Origin of the sequence: Streptomyces sp. NBC_01334, assembly GCF_035983595.1 — a bacterium.
Classification (GTDB): Bacteria; Actinomycetota; Actinomycetes; order Streptomycetales; family Streptomycetaceae; genus Streptomyces; species Streptomyces coriariae.
Map to the genome: position 1 here is coordinate 2,109,158 of NZ_CP130718.1, position 17,382 is coordinate 2,126,539.

Below are 17,382 nucleotides of genomic sequence, written 5' to 3' on the forward strand. Positions count from 1 at the left end.
CTCGGTCGCAAGGGTGCGGCTGCTCGTAGTGGTCATGAGCATCAGTAAAGCAGACGGATGGTCCTGACCGAGACCCCGCCGTCCGCATGCCGGACAGCCGTGGACGGTGTGCGGGTCCGCCCCGGCCCTGTCCGGAGATCCCCGCTCGCCCTTCCGTGACCAGCGCCGACACGGCGGACCGGCCCCTCGTCAGGTGGTCGGCGTCGAGCCCGTGGCCCCGGTGGGCTGTGGCCAACGCCACGGTCCGGACGGCGGGGCAGGTGGTGCCGGGCACGGCCGTCCGGACTCGGCGCCGGGACACGGGGCCGATCGCGGGACGCCTGACACGCCGTAATAAGGTCACAGCATGCTTGATGCCCTGACGCTGGTGACCGGCGTCGCCGCGTTGCTGCTCGCCGCCTGGTGCGGCTGGGCCGCCTACCGCGACCAGCCGACGAAGGACTGGCATCTCATCGGGATGGCCGTGGTCTCCCTGCTGGCCGTGATCCAGCTGGTGGTCGGCATCGTCCAGCTGGCGCGGGGCGAGAAGCCGGAGCAGGGTACGACGATCTTCGTGGCGTATCTGCTGGGGGCGTTCGCGTGCGTCCCGGCGGCGGGGCTCATGTCACTGTCCGAGCGCACCCGCTGGGGTTCGGTGACCGCCGCCGCGGGCGCAGTGGTGCTCGCCGTGCTCGAAGTGCGGCTCTTCGACATCTGGGGAGGCTGAGATGGCGGCGGTGGACGACAAGCCGGAGCGGCTCATCAGCGGGCCCGGGATCCTGCTGGTGTGGTTCTACGGCGTGATGGTGGTCGGGGCGGTGTCGCGGTCGGCGTACCAGATCGCGACCGAGTTCGACCGGGCGCCGCTGGCCTACACACTCTCGGCCGTGGCGGGCGTGGTGTACGGATTCATCACGTACTCGCTGGTGCGGGGCGGCGAGACCGCCCGCAGGGCGGCGCAGGTGTGCTGCGCCGCCGAGCTGGCGGGGGTGCTCATCGTCGGCACCTGGACCCTGGTCGAGCCGTCGGCCTTCCCCGACTCGACCGTCTGGTCGAAGTACGGGATGGGGTACGTGTTCATCCCCGTGCTGCTGCCGCTGTCCGCCCTGTACTGGCTGCGGAAGTCCCGTACCGCTCCGCGGCCTACGCCGTAGCCGCGTACTCGCCGGCCTGCTTCTCCAGGACGATCATCATGACGCCGTCCGTGCCCTGCGAGGTGCCGACCGTCTCGTAGCCGACCCGGCGGTAGAGGCGGAGGTTGCCCTCACTGCGGTGGCCGGTGAAGAGGCGGAACTTCTTGGCGCCTCGCTCCTCGGCCAGCGCCGCCTCGGCCGCGCGGAGCAGCCGCGCGCCGATGCCGTGGCCCTGGAGGCGCGGGTGGACGCAGAGCTTGCCGATGGCGGCGGCGCCGTCCTCGGTGAGGCTGCCTCGCACGGAGCCGACCACCTCGTCGCCCAGGCGGGCCACGAAGACGCAGTCGGCGGCGAGTTCCTGCCGGACCGAGTCGAGGCTCTGGACGAGCGGGGCGATGCGGTAGTTGGCATACAGCGCGGCTTCACTCTGGAAGCACAGGTACTGCAATCTGAAGATCTGCTCGGCATCCTGCTCGGTCGCCACCGAGATGGTCACGCTCATGCCCATGTGCGCACGCCTCCCGCTCACCTGATCGCCTGTGGTCCCTCACTCCTATCCCCGCGGTTCCCGGGCCGCAACCTCCGGCGCCAGCAAACGCCGCAGACATCCCAGACATCTGGAACGTTCCGGTCCGAGACTGCCCTGTGAGATACCCAACTCCCCCGCGATCTCGCGGTAGGTGAGGTCCCGGGGCGAGAGAAGCGCCTGGAGGAGAGGAGAGCAGCGGCCGGGCAGCCGGTGCACGGCCTCGCGCAGGGCGCGGTGCCGGGCGGCGGTGAGGGCGAGCTGCTCGGGGCCGTGGTCGAGGTCGTCGGCGGGGTCGCTGTCGTACGGCTGCTCGCGGCGGGTCGTTCGGCGGGTGCGGCGGACCTCGGCGCGGACGGCCCTGCGCAGCCAGCCGTGGGGGTCGGGCGGCGGGCCGTCGGTGGCGAGGTGCTCCAGCAGGCGGAGCCAGACCGCCTGTTCCAGGTCACCGGGTTCGGTCCCGGTGGCGTGGGCCTCGGCGGAGGCCTCCGCGGCGAGGAGCGGGTGCAGGGTGGTGAGCAGGTCGTGCGTCATATGCCACACGATGCGGCCGCCCGGGCGGCTGGTTGCCCGGGCGGCCGACTGTCACTCCAACGGGGACTCAGCCCTTGACGAAGTCCGCGCGGGCCAGCAGTCCGGTGTCCGGGTTGTCCGTGAAGACACCGTCGATGCCGGTCGCGAAGTAGGTGCGGAACGCGCCGAAGGAGTCACCGTAGGCGTCCGCGTCCGTGCCCTTGCGGAAACTGGTGGGCAGGAAGGGGTTCTCGTTGCGCATGGTGTACGGGTGCAGCACCAGGCCGACCGCGTGGGCGTCCTTCACCAGCGTGGTCGGGGTGGTGAGGTTGCCGGCGGCGTCCTTCGGGATCACCAGGTCGAGGGTCGGTCCGATGCCCTGGGCGTAGCCCGCGATCTCCCGGAGGCCCGCCCGGGTGACCAGGTCGGCGACCGTGCGCGGGTCGCCCGCCTCGACGAAGTCCCAGGGCCGCGAGGTCGCGCCGGACAGCAGCACCACGAGGGGGTTGTCGACCAGCTTGTTCAGGCGCTGGATGCTGCTCGGCTCGAAGGACTGCACGATGACCGGCGAGTTCTTGCGGTCCTTGCCGTACTTGTGCAGCAGCTTGGCGACCCGCTCCTCCAGACCCAGGCCCAGCTTGCGGAAGTAGGTCGGGTGCTTGGTCTCGGGGTAGATCCAGACCTGCCTGCCGCGCTTGCGGGTCTGCTCGTCCTGCCACTTCAGGACTTCCTCGAAGGTGGGGATCTCCCAACGGCCGTCGTAGAGCGTGTTGTGCGGGCGGTTGGCCGGGATGCGCTCGACGGCCCGCAGGGTCTTCAGCTCGGCGAGGGTGAAGTCCTCCGTGAACCAGCCGGTCGTGGAGACGCCGTCCAGGACCTTCGTGGTCCTGCGGCCGGCGAACTCCGGATGGTCGGCGACGTCCGTGGTCCCGCCGATCTCCGGCTCGTGACGGCACACCAGGTGGCCGTCCTTCGTGGGGACGAGGTCCCCCGCCTCGACGATGTCGGCACCCAGGTCGAGGGCGAGCTGGTACGAACCGAAGGTGTGCTCCGGCCGGTAGCCGCTGGCCCCGCGATGACCGATGATCGTCGGCACGGGCAGGCTCTTCAGGCCCTTGCCTGAGCGGGACGAGTCGGCGGCTCTCGCCGTGCCCGACAGGCCGAGGACCGTTCCGGTGGCACCGAGCACGGCGGCGCCGAGCAGCGCCCGCCGTCCGGTTCCGCCCGCGCCCGTCTGCTGGTTCGACTCCTGATTGCCCTGCGTGCCCATGAGGGGCCTCCTGCCGTCGGCTCGTCCGTGCGGCCCGATCGTAGGGGCGTGGACATGACCGTCGGGAGACCTCGGTCCTAACACGCGGGTGACGGGGGATGGCATGTGCCGTACGGCCGTCCGGCCGGTTCCGCGCGGTAGTTCACCGCGTTCCGGGCAGATGACAGGAAGGCGGCGATGCCGCCGTACAGGTAAACGTACGTCAACAGTGCGTAAGACCTGGGTGACCCGATGTGCGTCATCCCCGGCGCCGCGAGTATCGTCCTCACCTGCACAGACTCATACCGTTTTCCCTTGACATCGGAGGGCTCGTTGTCCCGCTTCGTGCTCATCAAGGCAGTACTCGGACCGGTCATGCGCCTGATGTTCCGCCCCCGGGTCGAGGGCGCGGAGCACATCCCTGGCGACGGCCCCGTCATCCTGGCAGGCAATCACCTCACGTTCATCGACTCGATGATCCTGCCGCTCGTGTGCGACCGGCAGGTCTTCTTCATCGGCAAGGACGAGTACGTCACCGGCAAGAGCCTCAAGGGCCGGCTCATGGCCTGGTTCTTCACCGGGGTCGGCATGATCCCGGTGGACCGCGACGGCGGCCGCGGCGGCGTTGCGGCGCTGATGACCGGGCGGCGGGTGCTGGAGGAGGGGAAGGTCTTCGGCATCTACCCCGAGGGCACCCGGTCGCCCGACGGCCGGCTGTACCGGGGGCGGACCGGTATCGCGCGCCTGACGCTGATGACCGGGGCGCCGGTCGTTCCCTTCGCGATGATCGGCACGGACAAGTTGCAGCCGGGCGGGGCGGGGATGCCCCGGCCGGGGCGGGTCACCGTCCGGTTCGGCGAGGCGATGGAGTTCTCCCGGTACGACGGGATGGACCGGGACCGGTACGTTCTGCGGGCCGTGACGGACTCGGTGATGACCGAGGTCATGCGGCTGTCGGGGCAGGAGTACGTGGACATGTACGCCACCAAGGCGAAGGCCGCGTAACGCCTCCGGCGGGGCGGGAGCGGGGGCCGGGGGCCGTTTTCCGGTGCGGGTGCGCTGTGGCTCGTCGCGCAGTTCCCCGCGCCCCTGAGGTTGAGGGACTTGCCGGGGACGCGCTGGATCCGCTCGCCGCGCCCCCGAGGTTGCGGGGCCTGCCCGGGGACGCGTGGGGCGGCGTTCCCCCGTACCCCTGAGGTTGCGGGGCCTGCCCGGGGACGCATGGGATCCGTTCCCCGCGCCCGTGGCTCTGGACCTCTACCCGGCGCTCTCCAGGCGCTGTCCCCTGAGCAGGAACCACGCCGCCACCGCCGTCGCCAGCAGGACCGCCGCCCCCGCTCCGGACGCCACGGTCAGGCCGTCGACGAACGCCTCTCGGGCCGACGACAGCATCTGCTCGGCCGCGGCCGGCGACATGTGCCCCGCCGCCTCCACCGCGCCGCCCAGTGATTCGTGCGCCCCTTCCGGCGTGCCCGCCGGGGCCGTGAAGCCCCTGTACACGCCCGTCACGATCGAGCCGAGTACGGCGATACCGAGGGCCGCGCCGAGTTCGTACGCCGTCTCGGACACCGCGGACGCCGCTCCCGCCTGGTCCTTGGGCACGGAGCCCAGGATGACGTCGGCGGTCACCGTGAACGAGAAACCCGCTCCCACGCCGACCAGCAGCAGGGCCGCGCCCAGCACGGGGTAGCCGGTGGACCGGCCGATCGTCGTCAGGGCCGCCAGCGCGAGGCCGATCGCCGCGAGGCCGCCGGAGACCACGACCCGTACCGAGAGGCGGCGGGCCGCCCGGCCCGCGATCAGGCCGGCCACCACCGCGCCGACGGCGGCGGGCAGTTCGGCCAGACCCGCCTCCAACGGGCGCCTGCCCTGGACGAGCTGAAGGTACTGGGAGAGGAAGAACACCAGGCCGGACAGGCCCAGGATGGTCAGCAGGTCGGCCAGGACAGCGCCGCTGAAGCCTCGGTTGCGGAACAGGCGCATGTCCAGCAGGGGGGCCGGCAGGGTCAGCTGGCGGCGGACGAAGCCGTACAGCGCGGCCGCGCCCAGCAGGCCCGTGCCGAGCGAGATCCCGGTGAAGCCGTGCGTGGCGGCCTCCTTGACGGCGTAGACGATGCCGATCATGCCGACCAGGGACAGCAGCACGCTGGGCAGGTCCCACGGGCCGGGGTTCGGGGTGCGGGACTCGGGAAGCGTCCTGATGCCGACGACGACCAGGACGACCATCACGGGCAGGTTGATGAGGAAGACCGAGCCCCACCAGAAGTGTTCGAGGAGGAAGCCGCCCACGATGGGGCCGACCGCGGTACCCGCGGAGGCGGTCGCGCCCCAGATGCCGACCGCGAGGCTGCGCTCGCGCGGGTCGTGGAAGAGGTTGCGGATCAGGGCGAGGGTGGCGGGCATCAGGGTCGCACCGGCTACGCCGAGCAGGGCCCGGGCCGCGATCATCGTCTCCGGGGTCGTCGCGTAGGCGTTGAGGACCGATATCAGACCGAACGCGGTGGCTCCCATGAGCAGGATCCGCTTGCGGCCGATGCGGTCGCCGAGGCTGCCCATCGAGACGAGCAGACCGGCGATGACGAAGGAGTAGACGTCGCCGATCCAGAGGAGCTGGGTGCCGGAGGGCTCGAGGTCCTCGCTGATGTACGGGGTCGCGAGACCGAGGACGGTCGCGTCGACGGCCACCAGCAGCACGGCGAGCACGAGGACGGAGAGCGCGAGCCAACGGTCCGGACGCTTCACCGCCCCGGTCGTGGTCGCCGGCCGCAGGGTGCTGGTCATGATTCCTCTATCTGTGATGCCGAACTCTGTGGTGCGGGGTTCTGTGGTGCGGGGCTGTGGGGTGCCGGGCTGCGGGTCTCCGGGCCGTGGGTGTCCGGGCTCTGTGCCGAGGGCGGCCTCAGCGCGCCGCCGAGCAGCAGCTCGACGATCATGTGCTGGAAGTCCTTGGGGGCGCCCTTGCCGCTCTGCACCATCCAGGCGCCGGAGGCCAGCAGGCCGAACAGCGCCTCGGTGAGCCAGGCGGGCGTGAGGTCGATGCGGAACTCGCCGCTCAGTTGTCCGCGCCGGAAGAAGTCGGAGATCCGGTCGTCTATCCGGGTCCAGCCGTGGTTCAGTTCCTCGCCCTCGAACAGCTGGTTCTCGGTGTAGAGGAAGGCGAGCAGGCCGGCGGCCGGTTCGATCTCCTGGACGAGCCGGCGTACGGCGTCGGGCGCGGGGCCCTCGTCCAGCCGCGCCGCGTCCAGAGCGGTCTCGCACTCCGCGATGCCGAGGGCCTCCAGGGCCCGCACCAGCGCGTCACGGCCGGCGAAGTGACGGTGCAGTGTGGCCCGGCTGATCCCGGCCGCCTTGGCCACCTCGTCCATCGTCGCCGTGGATTTGCGGGTCAGCAGGGCCGCGGCACCGCGCAGCACTTGATCACGATCGACAGCCATGAGACAAGACTAACCCAGATGAGACAATGATGTCTCATCCTGGGCGTGCGTGAGTCACTCGGGCGGGCTCACCGCTGTTGCCGGACGGTCCGGCGGATGCCTCAGTGCCAGGGCAGGCTGCCGCGCCGCTCCCAGTACGCCCGCGGCTCCTCCGCCAGCCCGGCCAGCCGGTCCACCTGATCGTCGTCGAGGTCCACGACCGCCGCGTGCAGGTTGGAGGCGAGCTGGGTGGCGGTCGCCGCGCCGGAGAGGACGACGCCGGCCCAGGGCTGCCGCAGGATCAGCGCGAGGGCGACCGCGTCGCAGCCGAGCGACGTCTGTGCCGCCACGGCCTTCAGGGCGTCCGGCGCATGCGGCTGGGCGAGGCGCCCGTTGGCCAAGCCCTCCTTCACGATCACCGTGAGCCCGGCGTCGTGGGCCTCGGCGAGGGCGGGGCCGGCCGAGGTCTCCAGCGCGTTGTACGTCGACTGGACGGTACGGAAGAGGGGCTCGCCGTCGACCGTCACGGCGAGGGCGGCGCGGACGGCGTCGGCCTGGGCGGGGCCGCTGGTGGAGAACCCGACGGTGAGGCCCTGCGCGGCGGACTCGGCCAGCTTCGCGTGGAGTTCCTTGTCGGTGAGGGCCGGACTGTCCGGGGTCACCGAGTGGATCTGGTAGAGGTCGAGCCGGTCGCCGAGCAGTTCCGCCGTCTCGGCGCGCTGCCGTTCGTACGTCGGGAGCCCGTGGTCCTTGACCTCGTGCCGCTCGGCGTCCGTGGTCCAGTCGGCGGTGTAGGTGTAGCCCCACTTGCTGCCCACCACGATGTCGTCCACGTCCGGCCTGGCCTTCAGCCAGTCGGCGAGGAACTCCTCGGAACGGCCGTAGGAGCGGGCCGCGTCGAAGTAGCGGACGCCCTGGGCGTAGGCGGCGTCGAGGAGTTCGTGGGTGCGGGCGCGCAGCGATTCGACGCTGCGGTCCGCTCCGAGGTCGGTTTCCCGGCCGAGGTTGATGTAACCGGGGCGGCCGACTGCGGCGAGGCCCAGTCCGAGGTGGCAGGTGGGGGTCGTCGCTGTGGCCAGTCGGGCGAAGGGCATCGCGGGCTCCGTTGGTCGGCTGCGGTACGGCTTCCGACCAACGTAGTCCGTCGTGACCTTCGGTGAATGCGGGGCGCCTCGGAGCCCGGGAGGTAACGGCTCGTCGGCGGGTGCGGGTGGTGCGTGGCTTGTCGCGCAGTTCCCCGCGCCCCTCAGGGTGCCGCCCTCAGCGCTTGCCCTTGGCCGTTGCCCACTCGTGCTGAGCTGCCACGTCGGCCTTCACCTCTGCGAGCTGGATCGCCACCGCGCTGGGCGCCGTACCGCCGCGGCCGTCGCGGGAGGCGAGGGCACCGGGGACGTTGAGGACGGAGCGCACCTCGGGGGTGAGGTGGGCGGAGATCTTCGCGAACTGCTCGTCGGTGAGGCCGTCGAGCTCCTTGCCGTCGGCCTCGGCGACCTTGACGCACTCGCCGGCGACCTCGTGCGCGACCCGGAACGGCACGCCCTGCTTGACCAGCCACTCGGCGATGTCGGTGGCGAGCGAGAACCCGGCCGGGGCCAGCTCCTCCATGCGCTCGCGGTGGACGGTGAGGGTGGCGACCATGCCGGTGAAGGCGGGAAGAAGGACCTCGAGCTGGTCGCAGGAGTCGAAGACCGGCTCCTTGTCCTCCTGGAGGTCACGGTTGTAGGCGAGCGGGAGGGCCTTGAGGGTCGCCATGAGACCGGTCAGGTTGCCGATCAGGCGGCCCGACTTGCCGCGCGCCAGCTCCGCGATGTCGGGGTTCTTCTTCTGCGGCATGATCGACGAGCCCGTGGAGAACGCGTCGTGCAACGTCACGAAGGAGAACTCCTTCGTGTTCCAGATGATGATCTCCTCGGAGATCCGGGAGAGGTTCACGCCGATCATCGCGGTGATGAAGGCGAACTCGGCGACGAAGTCGCGGGACGCCGTGCCGTCGATGGAGTTGCCGACGCTGCCGCGCTCGAAGCCGAGGTCCTCGGCCACCGCCTCCGGGTCCAGGCCGAGGGAGGAACCCGCCAGGGCACCGGAGCCGTACGGCGACACGGCGGTGCGGTCGTCCCACTGACGCAGGCGTTCCGCGTCCCGGGACAGCGACTGCACGTGTGCGAGGACATGGTGGGCGAAGAGCACCGGCTGGGCGTGCTGGAGGTGGGTGCGGCCGGGCATCGCCACGTCCGGGTGGGCCTCCGCCAGGCCGATCAGGGCGTCCTGGAGTTCGGCGATCAGGCCGCCGATGATCCGGGCGTGGTCGCGCAGGTACATCCGGAAGAGCGTGGCGACCTGGTCGTTGCGGGAGCGGCCCGCGCGCAGCTTGCCGCCCAGGTCGGCGCCGAGGCGCTCCAGGAGGCCGCGCTCCAGAGCGGTGTGGACGTCCTCGTCGGCGATGGTGCCCACGAAGGAACCGTCGGCGACGTCCGCCTCGAGCCGGTCGAGGCCCTCGATCATCCGGGTCAGCTCGTCCTCGGTGAGCAGGCCCGCCTTGTGCAGCACGCGCGCGTGGGCACGCGAACCGGCGATGTCGTAGGGCGCGAGGCGCCAGTCGAAGTGGACGGAGGCGGACAGCTTCGCCAGTGCCTCGGCGGGACCGTCGGCGAAACGGCCGCCCCAGAGCCTTACGTCACCGCTGTTGCTGCTCACTTGCGTTGCTCCTCACCACTGCACTCAACGTCATGCATGAGTATGCAGTACTATGCATGATTCGTCAATTCAACCCCGGGGGCCGCCCGGTTCCGGATCCGGAGAAGTTTTTGAAAGGAGTTTGAACAACAGCAACCGCTTACCCGTACTCACGACTGAACGCCGGCGCCGCGTTTGTACACCCACTCCTGACCCAAGTGAGGCATCCGCATGTCCAGGGCTCTTCCGAAGTACAACAAGCGTCGCGTGGTGGTCATCGGCGCGGCCGCCGCTCTGGCACTGTCCGGCGCGGTCGTCGTCAACTCCGCCCTCGCCGGGGAGTCGTCCAAGAGCAGTGGCTCGACCGACGCCAAGACACTCGCCAGCCCCGGCACCATCTCGTGCCCGGACGTGGCCTCCCAGCTTCCCGCGATCCCCGCCTCCGCGCAGGCCGAGGTCGACCGCAACCTGGCGCTGCTCCAGACGCAGATCGACGAGGCCAACAAGCGGCTGGTCGACACCGTGGGCCAGGGCGGGGCGAACTTCGTGCAGAACGCGATCCTCGGCCCGCTGGAGGGCAAGCGGGTCTCCACGATCGACCGCATCGCCATCTCGATCGGCCGCCAGGGCACCAAGCCGCAGGGCCTCGACGCGCTCGCACCGTGCGCCCTCGACGCGGGCGGCGTCGCGGACACCGGTGAGGACGCCGGCGACGACGCCGCCGCGGGCGACGAGGCCGAGGCCACCCCCGGCGCGGAGGAGACCGCCGCCGAAGGAGCGGACGGCGGCGCGGCGGAGACGGGCGACGACACCGGCGACGCGGCCGGCGTGGGCACCATCAGCTGCCCGGACGTCGCCTCGCAGCTCCCCGCGATCCCCGCCTCCGCGCAGGCCGAGGTCGACCGCAACCTGGCGCTGCTCCAGACGCAGATCGACGAGGCCAACACCCGCCTCCAGAACACGGTCGGCCAGGGTGGCGCCAACTTCGTGCAGAACGCGATCCTCGGCCCGCTGGCGGACAAGCGGGTCTCCACGATCGACCGCATCGCCATCTCGATCGGCCGCAAGGGCACCAAGCCGCAGGGCCTCGACGCCCTGGCCGCCTGCACGTTGAACAAGTGACGTGACAGGCACAGCGGCCGCCCCGAGAAGCGCCGGCCGGGGCGGCCGCTGTGGCGCGTTCACACCCCACGTATTTCCTTATTTCCTTAGACACGCGAAAGACTTTCCCGGATAATCATTAGACATGGGAAAGACCTACGAACGCATCGACGGCAGGCTCCGCACGTTCATCGAGGAGCAGCCCCTTTTCTTCACCGCGACCGCCCCCCTGTCCGGCGACGGCACGGTGAACCTCTCCCCCAAGGGCCTCAAGGGCTCGTTCGCCGTTCTGGACGAACTCACCGTGGCCTATCTCGACTTCGCCGGCTCCAACGCGGAGACCATCGCTCACCTGCGCGAGAACGGCCGGATCACGCTGATGTGGTGCGCCTTCCAGGGGCCGCCGAACATCGTGCGGGTGCACGGCCGCGGCGAACCCGTCTTCCGCGACGACCCCCGGTTCCCGGAGCTCCTCGCCCGCTTCCCGGACCTGGACCCGACCCCGCACGGGCTGCGCGCGATCATCGTCGTGCACGCCGAACTCGTGCGGGACACCTGCGGGTACGCGGTGCCCTTCATGACGTACGACGAGGACCGCGAGCTGCACGCCAAGCGGTTCGCGCGGGAGGACGACGAGTCGCTCAGCGCGTACTTCGCGAAGAAGGAGTACATCGCCACGAGCATGGACGGACTGCCCGGACTGCCGTTGCCCCTGAGTCCGATTTGACGTGCATATGCTGTCTGTACAGACAGTCAACACTTGGGCTTCTTGGGGGATTTGACGGAATTCCCCCTTCCGCCACACTCGTCCCCTAGCGTGGCTCACGCCCGCGCGTTCTCGCGCCGGCGCGACCACATGGGGGAAACATGTTCCGACCCGCACGCGAACCACAGAGCAAACGCCATGTCCGCTCCTCGTTCTACGTCATGGGCGAGGGCATCCTCGCCGAGTCCCGGGACGGCGGTCCCGTGGAGCCGCTGGCCGCCTCCACCGTGGCGGACCTGCGCAAGTTCCGCTTCTCCCGGCTGGGCCCCCGCTCCAGGCCGGCCCAGCAGCTCGACCGGAACGCCCGCGCCGAGCTGGCCCGGGCGATGACGGACCCCGAGCGGGACCACCCCGACCAGCCGGGGGTCCCGTCGGGGTTCACCTATCTCGGCCAGTTCGTGGACCACGACCTCACCCTGGACGCCACCGCGGTGCGCCTGGACGACGAGATCACGGTGCGCCAGCTCCTCCAGGGCCGCTCCCCGGCGCTCGACCTCGACTCCCTCTACGGCCTCGGGCCCGCCCACCCCTTCGACCGCCGGTTCTACGAGGACGACGGCATCCGGCTGAAGTCCGGCACGACCCAGGGCGTACCGGACGACCCCTCCGTCGTGGGCCGGCCCCTCACCGGGTTCGACCTGCCCCGGCAGGGCACGGGCTCGCTGAAGTCCGAGCGGCGCCGGGCGCTGATCCCGGACCCGCGCAACGACGAGAACCTGGTCGTCGCCCAGGTCCACGCCGCCTTCATCCGGTTCCACAACCGGGTGGTGGCCGACCTGGTCGGCAAGGGCGTGTCGAGCGCGGTCCTCTTCGAGTCGGCACGCGAGACGGTCGTCAAGCACTACCAGTGGATGCTGCGCCACGACTTCCTGCGCAGGATCGTCGACCCCGAGATCGTCGAGGACGTGTTCAGCCACGGCCGCCGGGTGTTCGAGCCCTCGCCGGGCGAACAGGACCTGCCGACCATGCCGATCGAGTTCTCCGTGGCCGCCTACCGGCTGGGACACAGCATGGTCCGGGGCCGCTACAACTGGAACCGGATCTTCGACCGCGGCCGGGGCACGCTCGAGCTCCTGTTCCGGTTCAGCGGCACCAGTGGCACCCTGTCGCCGCCTCCCGCCGACCCGGCGGACCCGGAGTCGGGAGACTTCGAGCGCCTGCCCACCAACTGGATCGCCGACTTCCGGCGGCTGTTCGCCTTCCAGGAGGCGGTGCCGGAGCGGACCGACCTCCTCGTGCCCGACGCGCAGTTCAACCTCGCCAAGCGGATCGACACCCTGCTGGTCGACCCGCTCGCCGACCTGCCGCTCGGCTCCTTCGGCGGACGCGGTCAGGCCAGGCCCCCGCAGGAGGAGCTGAACCTCGCCTTCCGCAACCTCACCCGGGCCTCGATGCTGCGGCTCGCCACGGGACAGCAGATGGTCGAGCACTTCATCGACCGCAAGGTCGACGTGGAGCCGCTGACCGCGGCCGACTTCACGCAGGGCGGCGGCGCGCAGCTCTCCGGCACGCTCGCGGAAACGGTCGCCGAGCACACCCCGCTGTGGTTCTACATCCTGCGGGAGGCCGAGGTGAGGGGCGACGGCAAGCTGACCGGCGTAGGCGGCCGCATCGTCGCCGAGGTGTTCCACCGGGCCATCGAGGGCAGCCGGCACTCCATCGTGCGCGACCCGTTCTGGCGTCCGTTCCTCAGCCCGGTCGAGGAACGCAACTCTCAGGACGTCTTCGAGATGACCGACCTGCTGCTGTACGCCTTCGATGGACGGGCCGACCAGCTCAACCCGCTGGGTCCGGTGACCTGAGCGGCCGGTGCGGGTGGGCCGGCACCGCACGGTCGGCCCACCCGGCCTGCCGGTGCCGCCACCCGCGCTTAGCGTCTGATCATGCGCCCTCGTGCCGTCGCCACCGCCCTCGTCTGCGCGTCCCTCGGCCTGCTCGGTGCCGCTCCGGGCACCGGGGCCGCCCCGCCGCTGCCCGCGCGGATGGCGGACACCGGCGGCGGCACCCAGCTGATCACCGCCGTGGCCCCGCGGGCCGGTGCCACCTCGGGCACGCTCACCTGGTGGGACCTGCGGAACGGCCGATGGGTGCCGGCCGGTTCCACGCCGGCCCGGTTCGGCGCGAAGGGCCTGGTCGAGGGCGTCTCGCGCCGACAGGGCACGAACACGACACCGACGGGCCTGTACGGCCTCCCCCACGCCTTCGGCATCCGGCCCGCGCCGCCGGGGACGTCGTACGCCTACCGACCGGTGCGCCAGGACTCCTGGTGGTGCCAGGACAACAAGTCCCGCGCCTACAACCGGTGGACCGAACCGCGTCCCGCGGACTGCCGCGCGGCCGAGTCCGAGCACCTGGTCGCCTACCGCACGCAGTACGCGTACGCGCTGGTCATCGGCTTCAACTACGACAGACCGGTGCGGGGCCGCGGGGCGGGAATCTTCCTGCACGTCAACGGGCGCGGAGCGACAGCCGGTTGTGTGTCGGTGCCGACGGGAGCGATGCGGCGGCTGCTGACGTGGGCCCGGCCGGGGAGACGACCGCACATCGCGATCGGCACGACGGCCGGGCGGACGGCGATCACCCGGTACTGAGCGGCCTCGCGACGATCTCCGGTGGTCGCGTCCGGTGACGGTCTCCGTGGATCGCTGAACACTCCGCCGCCGTGGCCCGTATCTGAGGGCCAAGGGTCCGTATCCACGGAGGAACAGTGACCACGACGATCGCCGGCGGCCGTGCCGCCCGCCGCCAGACGATGCGCCGCATCCGCCCGCGCCGCTCCCCGGCCGTCCCGTTGCTGCTCGCCGTATGGGCGGGCGCGGCGGGTGTGCTGTGGCTGTGGTGGGCCAACACGCCGAACATCGCGGACGACAACAGCAAGATCCTCAACGCGGGACGGATCACCGGGCTGCTCGCCGGGTACCTGATGGCGCTCGTGGTGCTTCAGATGGCCCGGGTGCCCGCACTGGAGCGGCGGGTGGGCTCGGACCGGGTCGCTCGCTGGCACGCGATGAGCGGCCGGTACACGCTCTGCCTGGTCTTCGCGCATGTGTTCCTGATCATGTGGGGGTACGCGCTCCAGGCCGGGAAGACGCTGGGGGACATCGTCCAGCAGACGATCGACTCCATCAACCAGCTGCCGGACATGGGCAAGGCGGCGATCGGCACCGGTCTGTTCCTGCTCATCGGGCTGGTGTCGATCGGACCCGTGCGCCGCCGGATGCCGTACGACACCTGGTACCACATCCATCTGCTGACGTACGCGGCCGTGTTCCTGACGTTCTGGCACCAGATCACCACCGGGAACGACTTCGCGATCGAGCCGACCGCGAAGACCGTCTGGTACGCGCTGTACGGCTCGGTCACCGCGCTCGTCGTCTGGTATCGCGTCATCGTCCCGGTCCGGCTGAACCTGCGGCACCGGCTGCGCGTCGAGGCGGTCATCGAGGAGACGCCGGGCATCGTGTCGGTGCTGATCGGCGGGCGCAAGCTGCACCGGATGGGCGCGGAGGCCGGGCAGTTCTTCCGGTGGCGGTTCATGGCGCCGGGGATGCGGGCCAGCTCCCACCCGTACTCGCTGTCGGCGGCCCCCCGCCCGGACCTCCTGCGGATCACCGTCAAGGCGATCGGCGACCACAGTGCGGCGCTGCGTGAGCTGCAGCCGGGCACGAAGGTGTGGGCCGAGGGTCCGTACGGTGCGATGACGGCGTCCCGGCGCAGCCGCGGCAAGGTGCTGCTGGTGGCCGGCGGGGTCGGCATCACGCCGATGCGGGCACTGTTCGAGACGCTGCCGGGCGCGGCCGGTGACATCACCCTTCTCTACCGGGCCAACAGCACTCAGGACCTGGCGCTGTGGGACGAGCTGGCGAAGATCGCCGACGAGCGCGGTGCGCGGCTGATGTACGCCGTCAACAGCCCCGACGGGGAGCGCCCCGACATCTCGGCGGAGTCCCTCCAGCGGAAGATCCCCGACATCGACAGCCACGACGTCTTCATGTGCGGACCCAACGGCTTCGCCCAAGGGGTGTACGAGGCACTGCGCGGCGCCGGGGTTCCCGCCCGCCGCATCCACCACGAGTCGTTCGAGATGTGAGCGACCCGTACGCACGGGAACCTCGCCACCAACGGGAATCAGGAGCTCAGGAAGCGATGAGGAAGAGCCACCCTCTTCGGCGCGTCGTACTCGCCACCGCCGCCACCGTGTCCGGGATCGTGCTGCTGCTGTCGCTGAAGCCGTCGTCCGACCCGGGCGCCGCCCAGGCGGCGGGCGCGGGCGCGGCGGCGCAGGAAGCGGCGCAGGGCGGGTCCGGGGCGGTCGTGTCGGGGACGATGACCGGTGACGCGGCGCAGACGCAGTACGGGGCTGTGCAGGTCCGGATCACCGTCGTCAACAACAAGATCACCAAGGCCGAGGCGGTCCAGGCGCCCAAGGGCGGCACCAGCGACCAGAAGACCGCGCTGGCCGTTCCCAAGCTCAACGCCGACGTGGTCGCCAAGCAGAGCCCGGACATCGACACGGTGTCGGGCGCCACGTACACCAGCGAGGGCTACAAGAAGTCCCTCCAGTCGGCGATCGACAAGGCGAACGCGAGCGCCGGCTCCGGGGCCTCCCAGGGCTCCGGCAGCGCGCAGGCCTCCGGCACCTTCACCGGGGACGCGGCCCAGACACAGTACGGCGCCGTCCAGGTCCGGATCACCGTCGCCGGCGGGAAGATCACCAAGGCGGAGGCCGTCCAGGCCCCCAAGGGCGGCACCAGCGAACAGAAGACCGAGCTCGCCGTCCCGAAGCTCAACGCGGCCGCAGTCGCGGCCGGCAGCGCCGACATCGACACCGTCTCCAGCGCGACCTACACGAGCGAGGGCTACAAGAAGTCCCTCCAGTCGGCGCTCGACAAGGCGAAGGCGAAGGCGGGTTCGTCGTCAGGGTCCGGCGACGCGGGGGCCTCTTCGGGGGCCGCGCAGGCCAAGACCGTCACCGGCAGCGTCGCGCAGACGCAGTACGGCGCCGTCCAGGTCCGGATCACGGTCGCCGGCGGGAAGATCACCAAGGCGGAGGCCGTCCAGGCCCCCAAGGGCGGCACCAGCGAACAGAAGACCGAGCTGGCCATCCCGAAGCTCAACGCGGCCGCAGTCGCGGCCGGCAGCGCCGACATCGACACCGTCTCCAGCGCGACCTTCACCAGCGAGGGCTACAAGAAGTCCTTGCAGTCGGCGCTGGACCAGGCCGGTGGCTGACACCGTGGCCGAGTCGGCGCAGGCCCCCGCCGTGCTGCGTCACGCGGAAGAGGTCATGGGGACCGTCTTCTCCTTCGACGTCCGCGGCGGGGAGCCCGAGGCGGTGCGGGCGGCGCTGGAGAAGGCGATCGCCTCGCTGCACCGGGTGAACGAGGTGTTCAGCACCTACCGCGAGGACAGCCAGGTGTCCCGGCTGGTACGCGGTGAGCTGACCGTCGAGGAATGCGATCCGGAAGTGGCCGAGGTACTGGAGCTGGGCGCCGAGGCGGAGCGGGTGAGCGACGGCTGGTTCAGCATGCGCTACCAGGGCCGGCTCGACCCGACCGGCATCGTGAAGGGCTGGGCCGCCGAGCGGGCGGCCCGGCTGGTCGCGGCGGCGGGTGTGAGCGGGGTCAGTGTCAACGGCGGCGGGGATGTGCAGTTGCTCGGTGTCCCCGGGCCCGAGCGGCCGTGGCGGGTCGGGGTGTCCGACCCGCTGCGCCCGGGTGGTCTCGCCGCGGTGGTCTCGGCGGCGGGAGCGGACGAACTGGCCGTCGCGACCTCCGGCACGGCGGAGCGGGGCGCCCATATCGTGGATCCGCGGACGGGCCGCTCCGCGGTGACCGACCTGGTCGCCGTGACGGTGGTGACACCGCAGTTGACCTGGGCGGACTGCTGGGCGACGGCCGCGTTCGCGATGGGCTCGCGGGAGGCCCTGGGCTGGTTGGAGTCCCTGCCGGACGTGGAGGCACTGCTCATCACGGCGGGCGACGAGGTGCGCTGCACGGGGGGCCTGGCCGGCCGACTCGGCTGAGCCG

Annotated in this window: 16 protein-coding genes and 1 pseudogene; 10 read left to right on the forward strand and 7 right to left on the reverse strand. The window is 71.1% G+C overall.

The features are described from left to right. The first annotated feature begins 346 nt into the window (after positions 1-346). Positions 347-706 (forward strand): hypothetical protein, encoded by a 360-nt coding sequence (locus OG736_RS09575; protein ID WP_327182055.1) that lies wholly within the window; start codon positions 347-349, stop codon positions 704-706. Position 707: 1 nt separating this feature from the next. Then, complete coding sequence (locus tag OG736_RS09580; RefSeq protein WP_327182056.1) at positions 708-1,133, forward strand: hypothetical protein; 426 nt, start codon at positions 708-710, stop codon at positions 1,131-1,133. Here the strand turns inward: OG736_RS09580 and OG736_RS09585 are convergent. The 3 genes from OG736_RS09585 to OG736_RS09595 all read right to left on the reverse strand — a co-directional run bounded on the left by OG736_RS09585 (position 1,123) and on the right by OG736_RS09595 (position 3,421). Further along, entirely contained in the window at positions 1,123-1,620 is a 498-nt protein-coding gene (locus OG736_RS09585) for a GNAT family N-acetyltransferase (protein WP_171396175.1), read from the reverse strand. The two genes, OG736_RS09580 and OG736_RS09585, sit on opposite strands and share 11 nt — an antisense overlap. A 45-nt stretch (positions 1,621-1,665) precedes the next feature. Further along, entirely contained in the window at positions 1,666-2,172 is a 507-nt protein-coding gene (locus tag OG736_RS09590; RefSeq protein WP_327182057.1) for an RNA polymerase sigma factor, read from the reverse strand. Positions 2,173-2,239: 67 nt separating this feature from the next. Continuing rightward, positions 2,240-3,421 (reverse strand): glycerophosphodiester phosphodiesterase, encoded by a 1,182-nt coding sequence (locus OG736_RS09595; protein WP_327182058.1) that lies wholly within the window; start codon positions 3,419-3,421, stop codon positions 2,240-2,242. Positions 3,422-3,733: 312 nt separating this feature from the next. Here OG736_RS09595 and OG736_RS09600 point away from each other — a divergent pair, with 312 nt between their 5' ends. Beyond that, positions 3,734-4,405 carry a lysophospholipid acyltransferase family protein gene (locus tag OG736_RS09600; RefSeq protein ID WP_054239454.1) on the forward strand — a complete coding sequence of 224 codons (672 nt, stop codon included), beginning with the start codon at positions 3,734-3,736 and terminating at the stop codon, positions 4,403-4,405. A 252-nt stretch (positions 4,406-4,657) separates the two neighbouring features. Here OG736_RS09600 and OG736_RS09605 read toward each other — a convergent pair whose 3' ends face one another. The 4 genes and pseudogenes from OG736_RS09605 to argH all read right to left on the reverse strand — a co-directional run bounded on the left by OG736_RS09605 (position 4,658) and on the right by argH (position 9,507). Next, a complete protein-coding gene (locus OG736_RS09605; RefSeq protein ID WP_327182059.1) occupies positions 4,658-6,181 on the reverse strand; it encodes an MFS transporter in 1,524 nt (507 codons plus the stop codon). Between the two features lie 116 nt (positions 6,182-6,297). Then, a pseudogene (locus OG736_RS09610) lies at positions 6,298-6,834 on the reverse strand (TetR/AcrR family transcriptional regulator); the annotation flags it as partial. A 101-nt stretch (positions 6,835-6,935) separates the two neighbouring features. Continuing rightward, the gene (locus tag OG736_RS09615; RefSeq protein ID WP_327182060.1) at positions 6,936-7,907 is read right to left on the reverse strand and encodes an aldo/keto reductase; all 972 of its coding nucleotides are present in this window, start codon (positions 7,905-7,907) and stop codon (positions 6,936-6,938) included. Between the two features lie 166 nt (positions 7,908-8,073). Beyond that, a complete protein-coding gene (gene argH / locus OG736_RS09620) occupies positions 8,074-9,507 on the reverse strand; it encodes an argininosuccinate lyase (protein ID WP_327182061.1) in 1,434 nt (477 codons plus the stop codon). Between the two features lie 210 nt (positions 9,508-9,717). Here argH and OG736_RS09625 point away from each other — a divergent pair, with 210 nt between their 5' ends. The 7 genes from OG736_RS09625 to OG736_RS09655 all read left to right on the forward strand — a co-directional run bounded on the left by OG736_RS09625 (position 9,718) and on the right by OG736_RS09655 (position 17,378). After that, complete coding sequence (locus tag OG736_RS09625) at positions 9,718-10,608, forward strand: hypothetical protein (RefSeq protein WP_327182062.1); 891 nt, start codon at positions 9,718-9,720, stop codon at positions 10,606-10,608. Positions 10,609-10,732: 124 nt separating this feature from the next. After that, on the forward strand, positions 10,733-11,314 hold the full coding sequence (locus OG736_RS09630; RefSeq protein WP_327182063.1) for a pyridoxamine 5'-phosphate oxidase family protein: 582 nt from the start codon (positions 10,733-10,735) through the stop codon (positions 11,312-11,314). Positions 11,315-11,454: 140 nt separating this feature from the next. Beyond that, positions 11,455-13,155, forward strand: coding sequence for a peroxidase family protein (locus tag OG736_RS09635; RefSeq protein WP_327182064.1), 1,701 nt, complete (start codon positions 11,455-11,457; stop codon positions 13,153-13,155). An 81-nt stretch (positions 13,156-13,236) separates the two neighbouring features. Then, complete coding sequence (locus tag OG736_RS09640) at positions 13,237-13,944, forward strand: L,D-transpeptidase family protein (protein ID WP_327182065.1); 708 nt, start codon at positions 13,237-13,239, stop codon at positions 13,942-13,944. A 116-nt stretch (positions 13,945-14,060) separates the two neighbouring features. Beyond that, a complete protein-coding gene (locus OG736_RS09645; RefSeq protein ID WP_327182066.1) occupies positions 14,061-15,443 on the forward strand; it encodes a ferredoxin reductase family protein in 1,383 nt (460 codons plus the stop codon). 56 nt (positions 15,444-15,499) lie between these two features. Further along, positions 15,500-16,585, forward strand: coding sequence for an FMN-binding protein (locus OG736_RS09650; protein WP_327182067.1), 1,086 nt, complete (start codon positions 15,500-15,502; stop codon positions 16,583-16,585). Beyond that, positions 16,578-17,378: an FAD:protein FMN transferase gene (locus OG736_RS09655; protein ID WP_442817014.1), complete on the forward strand. Its 801-nt coding sequence runs from the start codon at positions 16,578-16,580 to the stop codon at positions 17,376-17,378. Before OG736_RS09650 ends, OG736_RS09655 begins: the two co-directional genes overlap by 8 nt. The last annotated feature ends 4 nt before the right edge of the window (positions 17,379-17,382 follow it).